The sequence below is a fragment of the Sediminibacillus massiliensis genome (assembly GCF_900156915.1).
Lineage (GTDB): Bacteria > Bacillota > Bacilli > Bacillales > Amphibacillaceae > Sediminibacillus_A > Sediminibacillus_A massiliensis.
This window is the reverse complement of sequence record NZ_LT732535.1, coordinates 1,494,463-1,515,522: the sequence shown is the minus strand read 5'-3', so window position 1 is coordinate 1,515,522 and position 21,060 is coordinate 1,494,463. Positions and strand designations below refer to the sequence as shown.

Here is a 21,060-nt window from a genome sequence, read left to right as displayed (position 1 = left end):
AAATTTTGGAAATGGTCAGGATGATTCCCACTATGTTTTCAAACTATCAACAATTTAAGTATGGAACTCCGCTTTACTTCCGTAAATCAATATTCAAATGTCCATTTGAATATTGACATTTCCATGCATTAATACATACACTATATTCAAATAGTTATTTGAATGTAGGTGAGTAGATTAGATGGCAGCTAAACAGGCAAGATTGAATAAAGATAAATGTGAAGTATTCTGCTATGACGAAGAAAAAGTGGATCGAATTTCCAAAGTTCTTGAAGGGATTGAACTTTCTCCAATAGCAAAGATGTTTAAAGCACTATCTGATGACACAAGAATGAGTATTACTTATGCACTAATGCAGGAACCGGAATTGTGTGTGTGCGATGTAGCGAATGTTCTCGGTGTCTCGACAGCCACCGCTTCACACCATTTAAGGCACCTTCGTTCATTGGGTATTGCGAAAAGTCGTAAAGAAGGTAAACTTGTCTTTTATTCTCTGGAGGACGAACATGTCCGCAGTCTGATTGAAACGGCTGTCCTTCACGAGAAGGAGGTGAGTGGAAATGAACGATAAGGAAGATAAAAAAGAGATTTACCGGGTCGAGGGTTTTTCCTGAGCTGGCTGTGCTGCAACGTTTGAAAAAAACGTTAAACACCTGGATGGTGTTTCAGATGCAAAAGTAAATTTTGGGGCAAGTAAAATCACTGTTTTCGGGGAGGCGGAAGTAAAAGAATTGGAGAAAGCAGGCTCCTTTGAAAATTTGAAAATTATTCCAGAAAAAGAGAACAGGAACGATTTCACAGAAGAAATAATTCCAGCATGGAAACGGCATTTTTCTATTATTGTGTCAGGGTGCTTATTTTTGCTTGGTATTGTATTTGCCATGTTTTTCCATGGAGATCATATCAGTGTGAAACTGGCATTCGGAGCCTCGATTATAACAGGCGGAAGTTCGCTTTTTAAAACCGGCTTCATTAATTTGTCTAAATTGAGATTTGATATGAAGACATTAATGACCATCGCCGTTATCGGTGCAGCAATTATAGGAGAGTGGGCAGAAGGGGCTGTCGTTGTCATTCTGTTTGCTATCAGTGAAACATTGGAAAGGTATTCAATGGATAAAGCTAGACAATCGATCCGAACATTGATGGACATTGCCCCAAACCAGGCAACCATCAGAAAAAATGGCAAACAAATCTCAGTCGATGTTCAGGAAATTGAACTCGGAGACATAATGATTGTAAAACCAGGCGAGAAAATCGCGATGGATGGAATCGTCCGGTCTGGACATTCTTCTGTGAATCAAGCCGCTATCACCGGGGAGTCGGTCCCTGTCGAAAAAGTGATTGATACAGAAGTATTTGCCGGAACATTGAATGAAGAAGGTTTCATGGAAGTTGAAGTCACCAAACATGTGGAAGACACGACGATTGCCAAAATCATCCACCTGGTTGAGGAAGCCCAAGGGGAACGGGCGCCATCCCAGGCATTTGTCGACCGGTTTGCCACGTATTATACTCCGGCAGTCATTTTGGTAGCCATCCTTGTTGCTGTGCTGCCACCTTTGTTCTGGCAGGCGGAATGGGTAACATGGATTTATCAAGGGTTGGCAGTTCTTGTGGTCGGCTGTCCTTGTGCTCTCGTCATCTCTACCCCTGTATCGATCGTTACAGCCATAGGCAACGCTGCCAAGCATGGAGTACTTGTTAAGGGCGGCGTCTATTTAGAGGAACTAGGCGCAATAAAGGCTGTCGCCTTTGACAAAACAGGTACATTAACCAAAGGAGAACCGGCAGTTGTCGATATTAGGTTATTCGAAGGTACAGAAAAAGAGTGGCTTTCCATTATGGCAGCACTGGAATCTCGTTCTCAACATCCGCTGGCTGCTGCAATTATTCGCAAAGCAGAGGAAAAGGAGATATCCTTTAAAGATATTCCCGTAGAAAACTTTTCTTCGCTTACTGGAAAAGGTGTACAAGGGAAAATAAACGGTACTGATTATTTCATGGGAAGTCCTGGTTTATTTGAGGAGTTATTGCAAAATGGGCTGTCAGCTCATATGAAAAAAGAAATCGAAACGTTTCAAAAAGAAGGAAAAACGGTCATGCTCCTTGGTACAGAAAGTCGCCTTATTGGCTTATTGGCGGTTGCTGATCAAGTCAGAGAATCAAGCCGTGAAGTTGTCCGGATGCTTCATAGAATCGGGATTGAGCAAACCACGATGCTCACTGGCGACAATCGAATTGCAGCAGATGCCATTGGTTCCAATGTCGGCGTGAAGGATATCCAGTCAGAACTTTTGCCAGAAGAAAAACTGGACGTAATCAAACAACTCTCAAAAGAATACGGCAAGGTAGCAATGGTTGGAGATGGTGTCAACGATGCACCTGCTCTTGCAGCTTCTACAGTCGGTATAGCGATGGGTGGAGCAGGTACCGATACAGCCTTGGAGACAGCGGATGTAGCGTTGATGGGGGATGACTTAACCAAACTACCATTCGCGATAAAGCTGAGCCGTAAAGCATTGTTTATTATTAAACAAAACATCGGTTTCTCCCTCGGAATTAAACTAGTTGCTTTATTATTGGTTGTTCCAGGCTGGCTTACGCTTTGGATTGCCATATTAGCTGATATGGGTGCAACACTGCTTGTCACCGCAAATGGATTGCGTTTATTGAAAATTAAAGATAAATAAATATATAACAGGGTCTTGTATCAACAATAAACAGGGCCCTGTTTTATTTATGTTTTCCAGTCAGAAACAAGCAGAAGAATTAACTGACAATTCAAGAGCATAAGAAGAAATATGTAAGAATATAAAAGAATTTATAAGAAATTGTATTTTTATATTTACATTATAGGAATATTTGGTATTATATAGTGGAATTCATTAAAAAATGAAGAATTTTTTGTAGAAAGGGGATAACAACGATGGTGATGTCTCTTTACTTGTTATCTTTGACTGTCCTACTAGTATTTCTAACTTTGTCTGCAGTAGAAAAGATCAGAACACGCAGAAACAGAAGAAAAGGGGAAATTCATTCTGAGCCGGTACCGACTGTTTTGGCTGTCAACGAACAATAAAACAATTAAATCTGTTACATTCCTGTATTGGAATTACAGCTGATATAACGCTTTTTGAGAAAAAACTCAAAAGGCGTTTTTTTTATGGAGAATTATTAATTCTTGAAATTCTTAGTTGAGGCAAACTGCGACATAGTGACAATTCTATTTCTAATTGTTCTGATGATCGTTGAGTGCATGGACTCGCTGCGGCAGAACACTTCGCTTTCCGCGGGCACGGCCTCAGCCTCCTCATCAGCAAAGAACGCTTCTTGTGGGGTCTTCGGACTCGCGCTTTTCCCACAGGAGTCTGCGTGTTCTGCCTTCGCTTTTAGATTTTTTCTGAATACTGGCTAGGGAATATCCCATGTTAAACAAATCTAGGACCATTTCCCACTTGATTAGATTTTCTATCCAAAGCGAGTATTTTTCCGCAGCGCTGGACTACCCACTCAATCCGAAAAGAATGGAAGGAAGTCACAAAAAAGTTATGTCGCAGTTTATCTATATTGTGAAAAACAGAGTATTTCAGAGGGGGGTTATTTTAGAGCCGGCGATTTTATTTAAAAGCAGCCTAATTTTTCTTTTACATGCTAATATTTCTCCAAGCCCCGGGTCAATTCCCTATCATACATGCCCAGTTAAAGCTATATAAATGTAGGGGAAGGGGGGAAGTCATGAACCAACGAGAAAACAAGGTGACATTGCAAGAGGTCCAACAGGCGAGGTTAGAGATAGAGACACTGGTTCAAAGGACTCCGCTCGTCCGTGCAGAAGCACTTTCTGAAGTAACGAAAATCCACACTTATTTAAAACTGGAAACGATCAATCAAGTAGGTTCCTTCAAAATCAGGGGAGCAGCAAACAAAATACGCAAACTGGCGGCACAGAAAAAAGCGAAAGGAGTAACCACTTTTTCCACAGGGAATCATGGATTGGCTGTATCTTATGTTGCTAAGCAATTAGGAATGAGGTCGGTAATTTGTGTCTCCAATCGCGTTCCCTCCAATAAATTGTCAGCTCTTAAGCGTTATGGAGCTGAAATCGTGGTAAGCGGAGAATCACAGGATGAGGCGGCTGAAAGGTGCTTGAAACTTCAGGAACAAGAAGGTTTGGAGCTCATCCCTCCATTTGATGACAAACATATCATTGCAGGACAGGGTACGATTGCTCTGGAGTTATTGGAGGATCTCCCGGAATTAAACGAAGTAATTATTCCGTTATCTGGCGGGGGACTACTGTCTGGCATCGGTTATACGGTAAAGCAACTAAAGCCATCCGTTAAAATTACAGGAGTCTCAGTTGAGGGTGCCTCTGCCATGAGCGAAAGTTTATCGGCTGGGAAGCCTGTCGAAGTGCCAGAAAAAGAAACCCTGGCGGATAGTCTTTTGGGAGGAATCGGTCTTGATAATTGCCATACCCTTTCAATGGTGGCTTCCTATATGGACGACTTGATTCTGTTATCCGAGAAGGCTATTGCCAAGGGGATGGCTTTTTTAATGGAAAAGGAGCGGATCATCGCAGAAGGGGCAGGAGCTGCAGGTGTTGCAGCCTTGTTAGAAAGGGATTTTCAACCAAAAGCTGGCCATATAGCAGTGATCGTGAGTGGTAACAATCTGGATTGGGTCCAGTTTTTTAAAGCATTAAGAGAGGAGGATCGACATGATTGTATTTACAGAAACAGAGATTCGTGAATACGTAAAGCAAAGTAATCGGTTATTATCCTCAATAGAAGATGGCTTTTCCCGTCTTCATTTCAATCAGGTGACAATGCCGCCGATTATGCGAATAGACTTTCCGGAAAACCATGGGGAAATAGACGTGAAATCCGCCTATGTAAAGGGGATGGATAAATTTGCTGTTAAAATGTCCACTGGTTTTTTTCTAAATGACAGATTGGGATTACCGAGCGGCAATGGTTTAATGATTTTATTCAGTTCGGAAACAGGCATTCCACAAGCAGCCTTGCTAGATAATGGATATTTGACACATCTTCGCACCGCTGCAGCAGGAGCTGTTGCTGCAAAATATCTTGCTAAAAACACTATAAAGACAGTCGGTGTTATTGGGACAGGAAGCCAGGCAAGATACCAAATTGAATCTCTTAAGCTTGTTCGTTCATTTGACCGATTGCTCGTTTATGGAAGAAGTGCAGACAAAGTAGAGCAGTATATCAATGAAATGGGGGAATTGTTCGAGGGAGAAATCGTTGGGTGTGATGCCGAAGAAGTTGTCCGTAACAGTGACCTGGTTATTACCACGACTCCGGCTGAGTCTCCAGTTATTCAGGCTGACTGGCTGCACCCTGGCCTCCATATAACAGCAATGGGATCTGATGCGGAACATAAGAATGAAGTGGAGCCTGCCGCTTTTCCAAAAGTCGATACGATTGTATGTGATAGCAAAACGCAGTGCTTACGTCTTGGAGAGCTTCATCATGCCCGGGATGTCATCAGGGAGTCCGAAATCACAGAATTAGGGGCATTGACCTCCGGATGGGAGAAAGGCAGGAAGAGAGAGGAGGAAATAACGATCTGTGATTTGACCGGTACAGGCATCCAGGACACAATGGTGGCAGATTTTGCTTTTGAAACACTGGTAAAACGGAAAGTCGGCACCAGGTTTAAGTGAGGTGGGAGGGGAGGGGGAAGCATTGTTTTCCAAAACAGAGTATATGAACAGGGTGAGAAGGACCAAAGAACAAATGGCAATTACAGGGATAGATGTCTTACTGATTACGAATCCGTCCAATATGAATTACCTTACCGGTTACAATGCCTGGTCTTTTTATGTGCATCAGATGGTAATGATATTGATCGATGAGGAAGAACCAAGATGGATAGGACGTAAACAAGATGCAAACTCTGCGAAAGAAACCACTTGGCTTCAGAATAAACATATCCTTTTTTATACGGATGACTTTATCCAATCACCTGTGAAGCATCCAATGGAGGCAATTGCAAGGGCATTAAAAAAGGCTGGAAAAGAAAAAGCGCGTATTGGAGTGGAAATGGAGAATTACTATTTCACCGCCAAGGCTTTGAAAGAACTGGAGAAAGGACTGCCGGATGCGAAATTTATCGATTCCACTTTGATGGTTAATTACTTGAGAATGGTGAAATCGGAAACGGAAATTCAATATATTAAAAAGGCAGCAGTCATTGCCGCCAAAACGATGCAAACGGCTATCGATTCTATTGAGGTCGGCACCAGGGAGAATGATGCCGTAGCAGAAATATACCATGCACAAATCAGCGGCACATCCACTTACGGGGGCGATTATCCTGCAATCGTACCACTCCTTCCTTCAGGCACCCGTACCTCTTCCCCGCACATCACCTGGTCAGACCGCCGATATGAAAAAGACGACACAGTGATCATCGAAATAGCCGGCTGCTATGAACGCTACCATGCTCCACTGGCAAGGACTCTTGTACTGGGAACGCCTTCTGATGAAGTGAGGGATCTGTCGGAGGTAGTTTTGGAAGGTTTGAATGAGACTTTAAATGCCATACAACCCGGCCAGACATGTGAAGAAGTTGAATCAGTTTGGCGCGACTCAATTGCCAGAAACGGATTTTACAAGGATTCAAGGATCGGTTATTCGGTCGGGCTTAGTTATCCACCTGATTGGGGTGAGCATACTGCCAGTTTAAGAAATGGGGATAAGACAATCCTTAAGCCAAATATGACCTTTCATATCATCCCGGGAATCTGGTTTGACGACTATGGAGTGGAAATTAGTGAAACGTTCCGGATAACTAAGACAGGTTGTGAAGTCCTGACCAACTTTCCAAGAAAACTGATTACTAAATAAGAGGGACCGAGAATGTTCTAGTGTATTTTTGGTGGCGCTAATGAGCATTTATAGGCGCAGTGGCCTAAGTTGTACAAAAAAGCTGAATTTATCTGTAAAACTCAAGTCCGTGCCGATTTGAGTTTTATTTTGTAATCTCACAATAATGATTCACCGTCTTATGTTAATGTTAAGATATCCATTCAATCTGTGTCATATGTAAAACCAATGGTTATGTATCATGCTCGGTAGTAATTGCTTTGAAATAGTTGAATGAAGGAGGTATTTTATTTTTGGGTAAAATCTTTGCGATCGTATGCAGGCTGTTTTTAGGAATTGTATTTTTGGTTGCTGGTATAAATGGTTATCTTGTAATTTTTAATTTAGAGCCATTCATTCAAACTAGTCCTGAAGCAATGGCCTTATTTGAATTTAAATATTTGTTAATAATGGAAAAAACGCTAGAAATTTTATGTGGTATGTTCCTAATCATGAACCAGTTTGTCCCATTAGTGATTTCCATCTTATCACCAATAGTCATCAACATCTTATTTCTTCATATCTTCCTCGACCACAGCCTGCTTCCGCTGGCAGTAATACTTCTTTTGGCACTTGTGTATCTATTGTTTTGTTATCGTAAAAACTTTATCGGAATAATTGAAAGAAAGCCATTCCCTGATAAGTAATTCAGTCCTTTTATCATCAATTGAAGGGAGGAAATGTGGTGAACGCCGCCGGTTTGATGCTGCGCTTTAAGGCATTTATGATTGATTACATTTTTATTCTGGTTTATTTAACATTGATTTTTGTCCTAACTGTATTTTTATTTCCTTCATTACAGAGATTTTATCAAGAATCACTAATCCAAGCTCAACTTGCTGGTTTTATTATGGTGACTCTCCCTGTCTCGCTTTATTTTATCATCGGTGATTCCAAAATCGGCAGGCAGTCTATCGGTAAAAAGAAAACGAGTATACAGGTGGTTGATGAAAATGGAGAGCCTCCCTCGATTCTCCATGCTGCAATTAGAACTCTGTTAAAGTTCTTTCCATGGGAACTTTCCCATTTTCTTGTTTATAGAGTGATAAATATTGGTGAGGGAGAAATGGCAGGCAATTTATACAGTATGGGTGCACTTGTATATGCAATGATATTCACTTACATATTGACCGCTGTATGGACAAAAGAAAAACAATCCTTATATGACTTGGCTGTTAATACCCGGGTAGTCAAGATTCCATAGCTTTTCTGCGACTTATGTTACCATAGGAGAAGAGTAGTCTTTAATTTGTAAATATTTAGTCTGCTTTTCTTCCTAGGGATATTTAGATGACACAAGCAGACACTAATTATAGTAAAACCAGCATAATACCGTAAAAGCAAAGGAGATAAAATGAATAAAAAAACAAACTTAACCGGATGGAACTTCGATAACAGTTACAGCCGTCTCCCAGACCTGTTTTATTCAAATGTTAATCCAAGTCCTGTCGAGTCACCGCAGCTTAGCATTCTTAATAGCTCATTGGCTGAAAACTTGGGATTGATTCAGGAAGAACTGCAAAGCGAAGATGGGGTTGCTATGTTTGCAGGGAACAAACTTCCTGGTGGTGCTTCCCCCCTTGCACAGGCATATGCAGGACATCAGTTCGGTCATTTCACAATGCTTGGCGACGGAAGGGCAGTACTGATTGGTGAGCAAATCACTCCCCAGGGGGAGAGATTTGATATCCAGCTAAAAGGTTCTGGTAGAACGCCTTATTCCCGTGGTGGTGATGGGCGTGCAGCACTTGGACCTATGCTCCGGGAATATATAATCAGCGAGGCAATGTATGCACTTGGCGTTCCAACAACGAGAAGTCTGGCAGTAGTGACAACCGGGGAATCGATTGTCCGGGAAACAAATTTGCCAGGTGCGATTTTAACACGTGTCGCTGCAAGCCATTTACGAGTCGGTACTTTCCAGTATGCAGCAAGATGGGGAACTACAGAGGATTTAAAGACACTTGCAGATTATGCAGTCAACCGTCATTTTCCAGAAGTCCAAGAGGATGCGCAACCATATTTGGCCATGTACCGGCAAGTAATCAAACGCCAGGCAGATCTGATGGCCAAATGGCAGCTGGTCGGGTTTATTCATGGAGTGATGAACACAGATAATATAACAGTGAGCGGGGAAACAATCGATTATGGGCCGTGTGCTTTTATGGACACTTACGACCCAGCAACTGTTTTCAGTTCAATAGACAGGCAGGGGCGTTATGCTTATGGGAATCAGCCGGATATCGATGGATGGAATCTGGCCCGGTTTGCAGAAGCTTTATTGCCGCTTTTCCATGATGACCAGGAGGAAGCAGTCCAAATCGCCCAGGAGGCGCTTGCCGAGTTTCCTAAGTTGTATCATGATAACTGGCTGAATGGCATGTGTGCAAAGCTAGGCATATTTGATAAAGAGAAAGAGGATATTTCATTAGTGGAAGAACTGTTGGCTTTGATGAAAAAACATGCAGCAGATTTTACCAACACCTTTCGAGCTCTGACTCTGGACAACTCCGTGGAAGATGGAATGTTTGCTACGCAAGAGTTTAAAGAATGGAAGGCTAAGTGGCAGGAGAGATTAAGCAGGCAGAAAGAGTCCAAATCGTCGGCGGCAGAGTTGATGAAAAAGAACAATCCTGCCGTGATTCCCCGTAATCATCGAGTGGAAGAAGCTCTGGAAGCCGCTGTTGACCATGGGGATTACACGGTCATGCACAAATTTCTCGATATATTGTCCAATCCTTTTGCATACACGGAAGAACAAGAAGAGTATGCAAAACCGCCTGCTCCGTCAAACCTTCCTTATCGTACCTATTGCGGTACCTGATCTGAATAAAAGGCTCTTGCCATCAAGTAAGGGCCTTGCTTCATAACTAGATAAGAGGGGGGATTTCTTTCAGTGAGAGAGGTACAAGCTAGTCGAAATGTAGTTTTATTCACTGCTATGAGTCTGGACGGTTACATAGCTGATGAAAATGATTCTTTGGATTGGTTATTCAAAGTAGAAGGGGAAGGAGATAACGGATACTCTGCATTCTATGATACGGTAGACACAATAATCATGGGCAAGAGAACTTATGACTGGATTATCAGGCATGAAACAGGTGAATTTCCTTATAAAGGGAAGGATTGCTATATCATAACAACATCTACAGAGGGGAAGTCAGAAGACGTCTGTTTTATAAATCCCAATCTAACTAATTTCACTAATCAACTGTAACAAAAACCTGGCAAAAATATATGGCTTGTCGGTGGTGGGAAATTGGTTCAATCATTTCTAAAAGAAAAACTGATAGATGAGCTGATATTGACAGTTTCCCCTGTTATACTAGGCAGAGGAATCCCGTTATTTAAGCAGTTGGATGATCAAGTAGAATGCACATTGACTGGAACTCAGAAATTTAATCAATTTGTGGAATTACGATATAAAATAAAATAGTAACAGTAAGCACAGGCGTTTCTCCAGATTGGAGGAACGTTTTTTCTTTGCCTTCCCAAGCAGAAGGGAATAAATGTTAAGCTGGAAGCAGGAAGGAGATGTAGAAGGTGGGATCAAGAATCATGCATGCAATCATAGCTGCTCGGATTGCAGAACATTTTTCTATTCAAGAACAGACGTCTTTTTTAATCGGGGGAGTAGCACCTGATGCCGTTTCGCCTAAAGAGTTGTCACACTTTTATACTGGAAGGGCTGAGGACTACTCTTTGGATATTAGTTTTGATAACTTTATTAACAAGTACAAACACAAATGCCAATCACCTTTCATATTGGGTTATTATACACACCTGATAGCGGATGAATTATGGCTGAAGGGTTTCTATAAACCCTGGCTGAAAAAGCAATTAGAGATGGATAAGACACTTTTTCATTGTTATCATAACGATTTCCGCTTGCTAAACGGTAAGCTGTTGGAATATTACGGTAATAAAAATCAATTAAAAGCAGAACTGAAGAAAAGCGTAGAAATTATGGGTTTAGACGAGGTTAAAAAGGCTGACGTGGAAAAACTCCTACCAGAAGTATTAGGGGATTTGGAGTATGATGAAGAGAGTCTGAAACAGTCTCTAGAAGTGTTTACTTTCAAGCAAATAGTTGGTTATATTGAAACGTCGGTTGATAAAGGGATTTATCATATGGAACTCCTGCGGAATCGATAGCGAACTTATTATACATACCATGAAACAAAGGATGAAGAGAAATGATGAAATTAAAGATAACGACGTTTGTATTAATAGGAGGACTTGTCGGAGCCATGACAGACGGTGTCATGATTGGCGTAGGTGCAGCTGCCCTCGTATTCATTGCCTATCAGCTCGAGAAACATTTTGATAGGGAATAGTAGAGCTAAACTGAATTACTGGGGAGGGAAAAGGGAATGATTCGTTTTTTGATGAAGTTTCTTTTACTTTTTATAAGTTTTACGGCGGGCGTCTTGTTTCTTATGTACATGTGGGGTTGGAGGGTCGAGGCCATTCTTTATGCCATTCCGGTACTGTCGTTGCTTGGGATAATTGGTGCGGGGATTCAATATGTTATGTCAGGAAGACAAAAAGCATTAGCACTGGCAACCCTGATCATTGCAACTGTCATCCTTCTTTGGTTTCTGACAGTATTAGCAGTTTCGGGAATGGGACAGTCGGGTTAACAATACCCGCTCACAAAAAACACCCGTTAATATACAAAATATATAAAATGCGACATAACTAACTTCACTTAACGGGACTTCCTTCCATCCTTTTCTGATTGAGTGGTAGTCCAGCGCTGCGGAAAAATACTCGCTTTCCGCGGGGAACGCTTCAGCCTCCTCGGGAAAAGCACCCTGCGGGGTCTTCAGACTGTTCCTTTCCCACTGGAGTCTCGCATTTTTCCGCAGCTCGGTATAGTTTTCTGATTAGATGAGCAGTGATCCGGAAATGTATCTATCATTGTCTCCTTAACAAGAATGGAGAAAAACCTTACGTAACGAGAGGCAGAACAAGTTGACTCTTGCGGTTACAGCACTCCTGGTTCTGGTACCTCAGAATTTTGAAAAGACATCCATTCATTTACACCGCAGAAAATTGACCTTTACATTTCAAGGAGTCTGCATTTTTCCTTCGCTTTGGATAGAACATCTAATCAAGTGGGAAATGGTCCTAGATTTGTTTAACATGGGATATTCTCTAGCCAGTATTCAGAAAAAATCTAAAAGCGAAGTGTTCTGCCACAGCGAGTCCATGCACTCAACGATCATCAGAACAACTAGAAATAAAATTGTCACTATGTCGCAGTTTCTCTCTATTATGAAGCTTACTGTTTTGGTGGAAAGGTTCTAGATTGGTGGGGAAGTTACTGGGCAATTAATTAAGAGGTTCTGTTTATAAAAGAAGGGTGCAAAATTCAATTTGCACCTCTTTTCTTTAGTTATCTAATTTGTCCGTTGCCGCTCATTTTGTATTTGATGGTTGTTAATGCAGGTAGCCCCATTGGTCCGCGTGCATGTAGTTTCTGGGTGGAAATCCCAATTTCTGCACCGAAACCAAGCGCGCCGCCATCGGTGAAACGGGTTGAAGCATTATGATAGATTGCTGCTGCATCAACCAAGTTCATGAACAGGTCAGCAGTATTCTTGTTTTCGGTCACGATTGCTTCAGAATGCTTTGTACCGTAATCTTCGATGTGCTGAATGGCCTGGGCGACATCATCTACCGTTTTTACCGCGATGTCTGTACTCAAATATTCATTGGCCCAGTCATCTTCTCCTGCAGGAACAGAACCCGGGATAACACGTACAGCTGTTTCATCACCGTGAACAGCGATGTTGTTATCATTTAAAGTCTTTATCAAAGCGTCTTTATTCGCTTCCAGCCAGTCTTTATGGATGATAGCCGTTTCCACCGCGTTGCAAACTGCCGGACGATCTGTTTTGGCATTGACCAGAATTGCCAAAGCTTTTTCCACATCCGCTTCTGCATCGATATAGATATGGCAGTTCCCGACTCCTGTCTCCAAAACTGGTACTGTTGCGTTGTTGACAACCGCTTGAATTAACTTGCCGCCTCCACGAGGAATCAACACATCGATATGCTCTTTCATCGTGAATAACTGTTGGGTAGCTTCTCGGTCTGTACTGTCAATGAACTGAACTGCTTCTTTTGGAATTTTCGTTTTCTCCAAACCACGGTGCATTACTTCGACGATTTGCTTGTTGGAGTGGATGGCTGATGATCCACCTTTTAAAACAATCGCGTTTCCCGATTTCAATGCCAAGCCTGTCGCATCGACAGTTACATTCGGGCGTGCCTCATAAATCATGCCAATAACACCAAGTGGAACGGTCACCTGTTGGACGTTTAGTTCGTTGTCGAGTGTCCAGTCCGATTTCACGATTCCGGTAGGATCTTCCAATTCCGCAACATCTCGAAGGCCTTGGGCAAAGTCCTGCACACGTTCTTTGGAAAGGCTCAGCCGGTCCATGAAAGCTGCATCGAAGCCTTTTTCACGGCCGTTTTCCAAATCCTTCTTATTTGCTTCGAGAATTGTCTCGTATTCAGCATCAAGAACATCTGCTAAAGTGATCAATGCTTCATTTTTTTCTTCAGTCGTTAAAAGAGACAATGTTTTGGCCGCTTTTTTAGCTTGGATTGCTTGTTCCTCTACATTCCATTCTTTAATGACAGTCATTGTTTTCCTCCTGTTTTGGTTTTAAACACTTGCAAGTACGGCAGTATCTAAGTGGCAGACAAGAAGTTCACTCTCAATTGCTGCCTTCTCAAAGTCCATTTGTTCGATTTCCTGATTGTTGATGAATCTGTCGAGTGCCTTAGAGGAATAATTCACCACACCAAGGCCGATTTCCTCCCCGGTGACATCCAAAATCTTAACAACGGCTCCTTTTTTAAATCGGCCGTTGACACTATGAACGCCTGTAGGCGCCAGGCTGAGATGCTCCTCGATGATTGCTTCCTTTGCATCATGCTCGACGGTTAATTCACCTTCCGGACCGGAGTTGAAAGCGATCCATTGTTTCTTCTGATCAAGGTTCTGTGTGTGTTCTTGTGGCTCGAAATAAGTTCCGACGGCGTTTTGATAAACAGCATCATATACGATGTTTATTGTACTTGCTTTACCTAGGAAAGAAGAGATTCCTGATGCCATAGCGATTTTGACCGCGTCGATTTTTGATTTCATTCCGCCAGTTCCGACTGCACTTCCCGGATCACCTGCAGCAGCTTCAATTTCCGGAGTGATTTCATATACATTTTTTAATAGTTCAGCATGTTCATTTTTACGAGGATCGCTATCATACAGTCCATCAATATCTGACAGGATAATCAATTGATCGGCATCGACAAGCCCTGCCACTTTTGCAGACAGTGTATCGTTATCGCCGAACTTCAAGAAGTCCATGGTGATAGTGTCGTTCTCGTTGACTATCGGTACGATTCCACGTTCCAACAATACATTGATCGTGTTTCTGGCATTGTCGTAACGGTTCTCGTCGGAAAAGTCGTTACGGGTAATCAATATTTGGGAAGCCACATAACCATGCGAAATAAATAAGTCAGAATATGTTTCGATAAGCAGTCCCTGACCAATGGAGGCTGCCGCTTGTTTTTCGTGGAGTTCCTCGGGCCGTGTAAGGCAGCCGAGTTTGCGATAACCGGCCGCCACAGCACCGGAAGAGACTAGCAGAACTTCGTGGCCGTCTTCTTTCAGCCGGACGACTTCTTCGACTAATTTTTCCAGTTTCCTGCGGCTTACTTCTCCGTTCATACTTGTTAAGGAACTGCTTCCGATTTTAATGACTATTCGTTGTTGGTCTGTACTGGGTGTCACGCGATCACTCCTAGTTTATTTTCCATCTGGATTGTTTTATTGATAAATTGGTGAATTTCCGGGAGATACTTACTGCTCATTTTATCGAGTATGCGTCGATTACTTTTGCAGGGCAAGTTTTTTCTCCGGTTGCTTACTTAATTCTTTTGAACGGGCAGCAGCACTTTTTACAGCTTCCATAATTGCCTGGCCGCCCCCGTATTCGTTTAATGCTTTAAGGCCAGCAGCAGTCGTTCCGTTAGGAGAGGTGATGTTCTCCCTCAATTGTGCTGGGGTTTCATTTTGGTCAAGAATCATTTTGGCGGCGCCATATAAGGTTTGTGCACCGATTTCCCTTGCCAGTTCGCGATCAAGCCCTGCCTGATGTGCTACTTCTTCAATATGTTCCATCAGGTTGTAGAAATAGGCTGGCCCGCTTCCGGCTATACCTGTATAGATATCCATTTTGTCTTCATCGATGATATATGCTTCGCCGATACATTTCATCAATTCTTTCGTCATTAATACTTGATCCATGGCAACATGTCTGCCAGGGGAAACAGCCGTAGCTGACTCCTGAATCATACTGGAAGTGTTCGGCATAACCCGAATTACTTGCTGCCCTTCGTTTAGGTTCTCTTCCATATAAGAAGTGGAGATTCCGGCTAATACAGAAATGAGTAATTGATCTGCAGTGATTCTTTCTTTCAAGTCTTCCATAACTTCATCAATGTCTTTCGGTTTCATGGCCAAAATGAACACATCGATTTCTTTATAATTCAACTGATCTTTGCTTACAGCGTTAATACCATATTTTTCTTTCAATTCATTTAAACGATTTTGATTGCTTCGATTTGTGACGGTGATTTGATCAGCATTCAGTTTATCTGAATTTACAAATCCTGAAATAATTGCTTCTGCCATATTTCCTGCGCCTAAAAATGCAATTCGTTGTTTAATCAAATGTAATACGCTCCTATAATTACGTTTGTTTTGTTTAACCGTTCATTAGCTTAACACGTACGAATTATTCTTCAAGGGTTTTACAACAAGTCGGGTGTATATGGACGAGATAGTCGGTGAAAACGATAACATGTCGAGATATATTCTTCAAAGCGGACGACAAATGCTCTCATCCGCTACAATCCGGACATATGGAAGCTGAAAAATAAGGTTTGGGGAAATAGGAAGCTTCTATTATTAAAAAAGGATACCGCACAGGCGGTATCCCATTGTTATGTCCTGATTGTATTGACGTTTTGGAGGGTAATGTCCGGATTTCTTCCTATATACGTTCTGAAGAGATTGCTTTTCTGATTCTTGTCAAAGAATCTTTTCCCTCCTCTTTTCTAGCTAATAAAACGTTTACATATATGGCGTCAATAACTGTAAGCTGTGCGATACGCGATGCCAGTGCTTCGGAGCGGAAGTCCGTTTCCTCTGAAAAGGTAAACAAGGGGATATCGACATTTTCGCTCAGGCGCGATTTAGCATAGTTGGTAATCGCAATGGTCTTGACACCGCTTTCTTTCGCCACATCCAGAATTTTAAGAATATCCTTAGTTGCCCCGGTATGGGAAATAAGGACTGCGACGTCTTGTTCCGTCATTTGTGAAGCGGACATCAGCTGCATGTGGGAATCGGTCTGGGCAAAAACAGGAAGCCCTGTGCGAATCAACTTATGATAGGCATCAAGTGCAATGATATTGGAACCGCCAATTCCGAAAAATTCAATTTTTCTTGCCTGAAGGATTGCCTGGACTGCAGGTCTGATGGAAGTTTCATTCACGACTTTAAGTGTGTCTTCAAGCGTTTTCATATTAGAATGAAAAACTTTTTCTGTTACCGTGATCTCGTTATCATTTTCCATGATCCGCTCATGGATATCCTGCATGGGTTCGACGATTTCCGCAGCAAGGACGATTTTCATTGCCTGGTATCCTTTGAAGCCTATCCGCTTACAGAAACGGAAGACAGTCGAATCGGCTATCCCGATTTCGTCGGCGACTTGATTGATGGTCCCATGCACGATTTTTTGTGGATTTTCCAAAATATAGTCAGCGATCTTTTTTTCTTTACCACTGAAAGTAGGGTAATCGGAACGAATACGCATAATACAGGTCTGTTTTTCCATTGTCGGCATTTTTCCTTCCTCCTATAAAAATCTATTATCCTAATAATAGTAGAAAACACGTAAAAAAGAAATATTTTTTTAAACGTTTACAAAAAATCGAATTTTTTTCTGGAAAACGGTTGCAATAAAATAATATTCTTTTTATAATGTGTCTATGAAATAATTTTTTTCGGAGGATGTTGTTATGAAACTAGCAATGATTGGATTAGGAAAAATGGGATACAATCTCGCACTAAACTTAATGGATCACGGACATGAAGTCGTAGCATACGATGTATCCAAAGATTCCATACAAAAAGCAGCACAAGAAGGAGCAACAGCCGCTGAATCTATCGAGGATTTAGTAAATAAATTGGAAACACCCCGGGTTATCTGGATGATGGTTCCTGCTGGAGAACCTACTACTAAACTGGCAGAAGAAATCAGCAGTTACTTGGACAAGGGTGACATTTTAATAGATGGTGGAAATTCCAACTATAAAGATACTGTTCAACGTGGTGAACAACTTGCCGAAAAAGGCATTCACTATTTGGATGTTGGGACAAGCGGTGGTATGGAAGGAGCACGCCAAGGTGCATGCACAATGATCGGTGGAAATCAGGATGCTTTCAGCCACGTAGAAAAGTTGTTCTCTGATATATGTGTTGAAAACGGTTACCTTTATACTGGCGAATCTGGAAGCGGTCACTTCTTGAAAATGGTGCATAATGGCGTGGAATACGGCATGATGCAGGCAATTGGTGAAGGATTCGATATTCTGGAAAAAAGTCAATTTGATTACGATTATGAGAAAGTAGCAAAAGTATGGAACAACGGATCGGTTGTCAGATCGTGGTTGATGGAATTAATGGAAGATGCATTCAAAGAAGACGCCCGTTTGGATGAAATCCGCGGTGTCATGAATTCTTCAGGAGAAGGAAAGTGGACCGTCGAAACGGCGCTGGATTTACAAGCAGCAGCTCCGGTTATCGCGATGTCTTTAATGATGCGCTATCGTTCCTTAGAAACAGATACTTTCAGTGGGAAAGTCGTAGCAGCACTGCGAAATCAATTTGGTGGACATGCTGTCGAGAAACAATAACAACATGACAATAGGAGGCGAATGAACATGTCATCAGCTGTATTAATATTGGTAGCGATTGCAGGTATATTTACATTATTATTCTTAGTTATCCGTACAAAATTACATGCGTTTGTGTCATTGATGATTGTAAGTTTACTAGTTGGACTAGCGGCAGGGATGCCATTCGGGGAAGTCATTTCATCCGTAGAAAGCGGAATGGGAGGCACGCTTGGTTTTGTTGCAATTGTCGTAGGTCTTGGGGCAATGTTTGGTAAGATGTTAGAGGTTTCCGGGGGCGCAGAACGCTTGGCTCAGACCCTTTTAGGAAAATTCGGTGAGCAAAACTCGCAGTGGGCACTTGGTATTACAGGGTTTTTAGTAGCTATTCCAGTGTTTTTCGATGTAGGTTTCATTATTTTAGTACCATTAGTATATGGATTGGCGAAGAAAACAGGTAAATCGATTCTTTATTACGGAATTCCGTTGCTAGCAGGCTTGGCTGTTACTCACAGCTTTATCCCGCCGACACCAGGTCCGATTGCCGTAGCAGACTTGATCGGCGCAGACCTTGGCTGGGTAATCTTGTTCGGTGTGATTGCAGGTATTCCGTCCATGTTGATTGCCGGTCCGATGTTCGGTAAATATATTGCTAAGAGAATTCATGCAGAAGTTCCCGAGTATATGAACTTTGAAGAAAACAAAGAATACGAAAAAGATTTACCAAGTTTCGGCATGATTACTTCTATCATTCTCGTTCCGTTGGTATTGATTTTGGTCAATACGCTTTCAACAGTCCTGCTTCCAGAAGGAAACGGTTTCCGAGCTTTCACAACATTTGTCGGACATCCGTTCGTGGCTTTGACTTTCGCAACAGTACTGACATTTATCTTCCTTGGAACAAGAAGAGGTTACACAAGACAAGAAGTGCAAGATATTGCAACTAAATCCTTGGAACCGGCTGGTATTATCATCCTTGTAACCGGTGCCGGTGGTGTATTTAAACAAGTTTTGATTGATTCAGGTGTTGGTGATGTACTTGGGGAAATGATGGCAGGTTCGCCATTGCCTCCGATCCTTTTGGCATTCTTGATCGCGGCAGTAGTAAGGGTGGCTCAGGGTTCTGCGACTGTATCCATGGTTACAGCGGCAGGATTGATTTCTCCGGTTATTTCCATCATGGATCTGCAAGGTCCTGTCTTGGGCTTGCTGGTAATCTCCATTGCATCCGGTGCAACTGTCTTATCCCATGTTAATGACTCCGGTTTCTGGCTTGTTAACCGTTACTTCGGCATTAACGTAAAAGATACGCTGAAAACCTGGACAGTAATGGAAACATTAATCGGCCTTGTCGGACTTGCGACGGCCATGATACTTGGATTGTTTATCTCATAAGGGAATATGTGGAGGTGGAAGCGCTTGTGTCGTAAGCGCTTCTTCCGCTTTTTCATGAAGTTTTGAGATTATCGTAAAAAAGGATACAATGAAACATGGATTTACATAGGCTTTCTATCTGTGGAGGCCAAACCTTTTATGTTTTGGAGGAGTAATGATGAAGAACTATTTGCTTGGAGTAGATATAGGAACAACCAGTACAAAAGCAGTCTTATTCAATAGGCAAGGGAAAATCCACAGCCAGCATGCGGTGGAATATCCGTTGGAGACTCCTGTACCAGGAGCTGCCGAGCAGGATACGGAAATAATATTAGAGGCCGTGATTTTATCCATTCGTGAAGCCGTTAAACAGAGCGATATCGATCAGGATGATTTACTGCTTGTATCGTTCAGTGCAGCCATGCATAGCGTGATTGCCGTGGACAAGGACTGTAATCCATTAACAAAAAGCATAACATGGGCAGACCAGCGCAGTGAACCATATGCAAAAAAACTGAAACGGGATGGCAGCGGGCATGAAATTTATTTGCGGACAGGAACCCCGATCCACCCGATGTCGCCGCTTGCCAAGATTATCTGGCTGAAAAATGAGCACCCGGATATTTTTGAAAAGGCCGCTAAATTCATTTCGATAAAAGAATATGTTTTTTACAAGCTGTTCAATGAATATGTTGTCGATCATTCGATTGCTTCAGCAACAGGTATGCTGAATCTGGAAAAACTCGATTGGGATCAAGGCGCTTTGGAGGCTGCTGGAATCACGAGCGACCAGCTTTCCAAGCTTGTGCCGACAACTCATCAAATCAAAGGGTTGCCTGAAGAAACAGCTGCGGATTTGGGTATAAGCAAAGACGTACCATTCATCGTCGGTGCCAATGACGGAGTCTTGTCTAATTTGGGAGTTAACGCCATCCAGCCCGGTGTTGTGGCTCTTACCATCGGGACGAGTGGAGCAATCCGAACGGTGACTGACAAACCGGTCACAGATCCTAAAGGGAGAATTTTCTGTTATGCATTGACGGAAAATCACTGGGTGATCGGCGGCCCGGTAAATAATGGCGGTATGGTCATGCGCTGGCTGCGAGATGAAATATGCCATGAAGAAGTAGAAGAGGCCAAAAGACTGAATGTAGACCCATATGACTTGATGACTGAAAAAATGGATCAAGTACAACCTGGGGCAGAAGGATTGATTTTCCATCCATACTTGGCAGGGGAAAGAGCCCCGTTATGGAATGCCAACGCAAGGGGATCTTTCTTCGGGCTTGGTATGCATCATAAGAAGGAGCATATGATGCGGGCTGTACTCGAGGGTATCAATATGAACATCTATACAGTTCTCTTGGCATTGGAGGAAGTAATCGGAATCCCGCAAAAAATCCAGGCGACCGGTGGTTTCGGTAAATCTCCTGTATGGCGCCAAATGCTTTCTGATGTGTTCAATCAAGAAGTGCAAATTCCGGAAAGCGTGGAAAGTTCGTGTCTTGGAGCGGTTGTCCTTGGATTATACGCTCTGGGAGAAATTGACGACCTCAACGTAGTCGAGGATATGGTCGGCACCACTGAAAGCCATACACCTGATCCCGAAAAAGTTAAAGTGTATGTGGAATTGATACCGATTTTCCTTCGTTTGAGCAGGTTGTTTGAAGATGATTACGATGCCATCGTCAACTTCCAGCATAAATATATCAAGTAATGAAAAAACACGGCAATCGCCGTGTTTTTTTTTATATGCAAATGCTCATTAGTTGAAAAAGATGCAGTGGGTGAGCTGATCAAT

Annotated in this window: 19 protein-coding genes and 1 pseudogene; 16 read left to right on the top strand and 4 right to left on the bottom strand. The window is 42.4% G+C overall.

Translation table 11 applies throughout. The features are described 5' to 3' along the window. Positions 1 to 181: 181 nt before the first annotated feature. From CZ434_RS08420 to CZ434_RS08370, 13 genes and pseudogenes are all read left to right on the top strand, one after another. Positions 182 to 571 (top strand): ArsR/SmtB family transcription factor, encoded by a 390-nt coding sequence (locus CZ434_RS08420; RefSeq protein WP_077622718.1) that lies wholly within the window; start codon positions 182 to 184, stop codon positions 569 to 571. Then, positions 561 to 2,693 (top strand): heavy metal translocating P-type ATPase, encoded by a 2,133-nt coding sequence (locus CZ434_RS08415; protein ID WP_077622717.1) that lies wholly within the window; start codon positions 561 to 563, stop codon positions 2,691 to 2,693. The genes CZ434_RS08420 and CZ434_RS08415 overlap by 11 nt, the downstream gene beginning before the upstream one ends. A 236-nt stretch (positions 2,694 to 2,929) precedes the next feature. After that, entirely contained in the window at positions 2,930 to 3,082 is a 153-nt protein-coding gene (locus tag CZ434_RS22075) for a hypothetical protein (protein WP_179107214.1), read from the top strand. 656 nt (positions 3,083 to 3,738) lie between these two features. Next, positions 3,739 to 4,755 carry a hydroxyectoine utilization dehydratase EutB gene (gene eutB, locus CZ434_RS08410; protein WP_077622716.1) on the top strand — a complete coding sequence of 339 codons (1,017 nt, stop codon included), beginning with the start codon at positions 3,739 to 3,741 and terminating at the stop codon, positions 4,753 to 4,755. Next, positions 4,724 to 5,692 (top strand): cyclodeaminase, encoded by a 969-nt coding sequence (locus CZ434_RS08405; RefSeq protein WP_077622715.1) that lies wholly within the window; start codon positions 4,724 to 4,726, stop codon positions 5,690 to 5,692. Before eutB ends, CZ434_RS08405 begins: the two co-directional genes overlap by 32 nt. A gap of 43 nt (positions 5,693 to 5,735) precedes the next feature. Beyond that, positions 5,736 to 6,878: a M24 family metallopeptidase gene (locus CZ434_RS08400; protein WP_077625125.1), complete on the top strand. Its 1,143-nt coding sequence runs from the start codon at positions 5,736 to 5,738 to the stop codon at positions 6,876 to 6,878. Between the two features lie 272 nt (positions 6,879 to 7,150). Then, positions 7,151 to 7,543, top strand: coding sequence for a hypothetical protein (locus tag CZ434_RS08395; RefSeq protein WP_077622714.1), 393 nt, complete (start codon positions 7,151 to 7,153; stop codon positions 7,541 to 7,543). A gap of 38 nt (positions 7,544 to 7,581) precedes the next feature. Further along, entirely contained in the window at positions 7,582 to 8,100 is a 519-nt protein-coding gene (locus CZ434_RS08390) for an RDD family protein (protein ID WP_245830946.1), read from the top strand. Positions 8,101 to 8,250: 150 nt separating this feature from the next. Then, complete coding sequence (locus tag CZ434_RS08385; RefSeq protein WP_077622713.1) at positions 8,251 to 9,720, top strand: protein adenylyltransferase SelO; 1,470 nt, start codon at positions 8,251 to 8,253, stop codon at positions 9,718 to 9,720. 117 nt (positions 9,721 to 9,837) lie between these two features. Beyond that, a pseudogene (locus CZ434_RS22775) lies at positions 9,838 to 10,332 on the top strand (dihydrofolate reductase family protein). A gap of 107 nt (positions 10,333 to 10,439) precedes the next feature. Beyond that, complete coding sequence (locus CZ434_RS08375; protein WP_077622712.1) at positions 10,440 to 11,051, top strand: zinc dependent phospholipase C family protein; 612 nt, start codon at positions 10,440 to 10,442, stop codon at positions 11,049 to 11,051. 41 nt (positions 11,052 to 11,092) lie between these two features. Then, on the top strand, positions 11,093 to 11,233 hold the full coding sequence (locus CZ434_RS22070) for a hypothetical protein (protein ID WP_179107213.1): 141 nt from the start codon (positions 11,093 to 11,095) through the stop codon (positions 11,231 to 11,233). A gap of 36 nt (positions 11,234 to 11,269) precedes the next feature. Beyond that, a complete protein-coding gene (locus tag CZ434_RS08370; RefSeq protein ID WP_077622711.1) occupies positions 11,270 to 11,539 on the top strand; it encodes a hypothetical protein in 270 nt (89 codons plus the stop codon). 758 nt (positions 11,540 to 12,297) lie between these two features. On the opposite strand, the gene CZ434_RS08360 is transcribed toward CZ434_RS08370, so the two are convergent. From CZ434_RS08360 to CZ434_RS08345, 4 genes are all read right to left on the bottom strand, one after another. Continuing rightward, positions 12,298 to 13,557 (bottom strand): glutamate-5-semialdehyde dehydrogenase, encoded by a 1,260-nt coding sequence (locus CZ434_RS08360; protein WP_077622709.1) that lies wholly within the window; start codon positions 13,555 to 13,557, stop codon positions 12,298 to 12,300. A gap of 21 nt (positions 13,558 to 13,578) precedes the next feature. Then, on the bottom strand, positions 13,579 to 14,712 hold the full coding sequence (proB, locus tag CZ434_RS08355; protein WP_077622708.1) for a glutamate 5-kinase: 1,134 nt from the start codon (positions 14,710 to 14,712) through the stop codon (positions 13,579 to 13,581). A gap of 99 nt (positions 14,713 to 14,811) precedes the next feature. Beyond that, the gene (proC, locus tag CZ434_RS08350; RefSeq protein WP_077622707.1) at positions 14,812 to 15,654 is read right to left on the bottom strand and encodes a pyrroline-5-carboxylate reductase; all 843 of its coding nucleotides are present in this window, start codon (positions 15,652 to 15,654) and stop codon (positions 14,812 to 14,814) included. Between the two features lie 322 nt (positions 15,655 to 15,976). Beyond that, a complete protein-coding gene (locus tag CZ434_RS08345) occupies positions 15,977 to 16,834 on the bottom strand; it encodes a MurR/RpiR family transcriptional regulator (protein WP_077622706.1) in 858 nt (285 codons plus the stop codon). Positions 16,835 to 17,009: 175 nt separating this feature from the next. Here CZ434_RS08345 and gnd point away from each other — a divergent pair, with 175 nt between their 5' ends. The 3 genes from gnd (at position 17,010) to gntK (ending at position 20,976) form a co-directional block, all read left to right on the top strand. Next, entirely contained in the window at positions 17,010 to 17,906 is an 897-nt protein-coding gene (gene gnd, locus CZ434_RS08340; RefSeq protein WP_077622705.1) for a phosphogluconate dehydrogenase (NAD(+)-dependent, decarboxylating), read from the top strand. 27 nt (positions 17,907 to 17,933) lie between these two features. Beyond that, positions 17,934 to 19,280: a GntP family permease gene (locus CZ434_RS08335; protein WP_077622704.1), complete on the top strand. Its 1,347-nt coding sequence runs from the start codon at positions 17,934 to 17,936 to the stop codon at positions 19,278 to 19,280. A 154-nt stretch (positions 19,281 to 19,434) separates the two neighbouring features. After that, on the top strand, positions 19,435 to 20,976 hold the full coding sequence (gntK, locus tag CZ434_RS08330; protein ID WP_077622703.1) for a gluconokinase: 1,542 nt from the start codon (positions 19,435 to 19,437) through the stop codon (positions 20,974 to 20,976). The last annotated feature ends 84 nt before the right edge of the window (positions 20,977 to 21,060 follow it).

Coding starts and splice junctions, on each gene's coding strand:
- eutB (WP_077622716.1), top strand. CDS start 3,739: ATGAACCAACGAGAAAACAAGGTGACATTGCAAGAGGTCCAACAGGCG.
- CZ434_RS08385 (WP_077622713.1), top strand. CDS start 8,251: ATGAATAAAAAAACAAACTTAACCGGATGGAACTTCGATAACAGTTAC.
- CZ434_RS08400 (WP_077625125.1), top strand. CDS start 5,736: ATGAACAGGGTGAGAAGGACCAAAGAACAAATGGCAATTACAGGGATA.
- gntK (WP_077622703.1), top strand. CDS start 19,435: ATGATGAAGAACTATTTGCTTGGAGTAGATATAGGAACAACCAGTACA.
- CZ434_RS08420 (WP_077622718.1), top strand. CDS start 182: ATGGCAGCTAAACAGGCAAGATTGAATAAAGATAAATGTGAAGTATTC.
- CZ434_RS08405 (WP_077622715.1), top strand. CDS start 4,724: ATGATTGTATTTACAGAAACAGAGATTCGTGAATACGTAAAGCAAAGT.
- CZ434_RS22075 (WP_179107214.1), top strand. CDS start 2,930: ATGGTGATGTCTCTTTACTTGTTATCTTTGACTGTCCTACTAGTATTT.
- CZ434_RS22070 (WP_179107213.1), top strand. CDS start 11,093: ATGATGAAATTAAAGATAACGACGTTTGTATTAATAGGAGGACTTGTC.
- CZ434_RS08345 (WP_077622706.1), bottom strand. CDS start 16,834: ATGCCGACAATGGAAAAACAGACCTGTATTATGCGTATTCGTTCCGAT.
- CZ434_RS08370 (WP_077622711.1), top strand. CDS start 11,270: ATGATTCGTTTTTTGATGAAGTTTCTTTTACTTTTTATAAGTTTTACG.
- CZ434_RS08360 (WP_077622709.1), bottom strand. CDS start 13,557: ATGACTGTCATTAAAGAATGGAATGTAGAGGAACAAGCAATCCAAGCT.
- gnd (WP_077622705.1), top strand. CDS start 17,010: ATGAAACTAGCAATGATTGGATTAGGAAAAATGGGATACAATCTCGCA.
- CZ434_RS08335 (WP_077622704.1), top strand. CDS start 17,934: ATGTCATCAGCTGTATTAATATTGGTAGCGATTGCAGGTATATTTACA.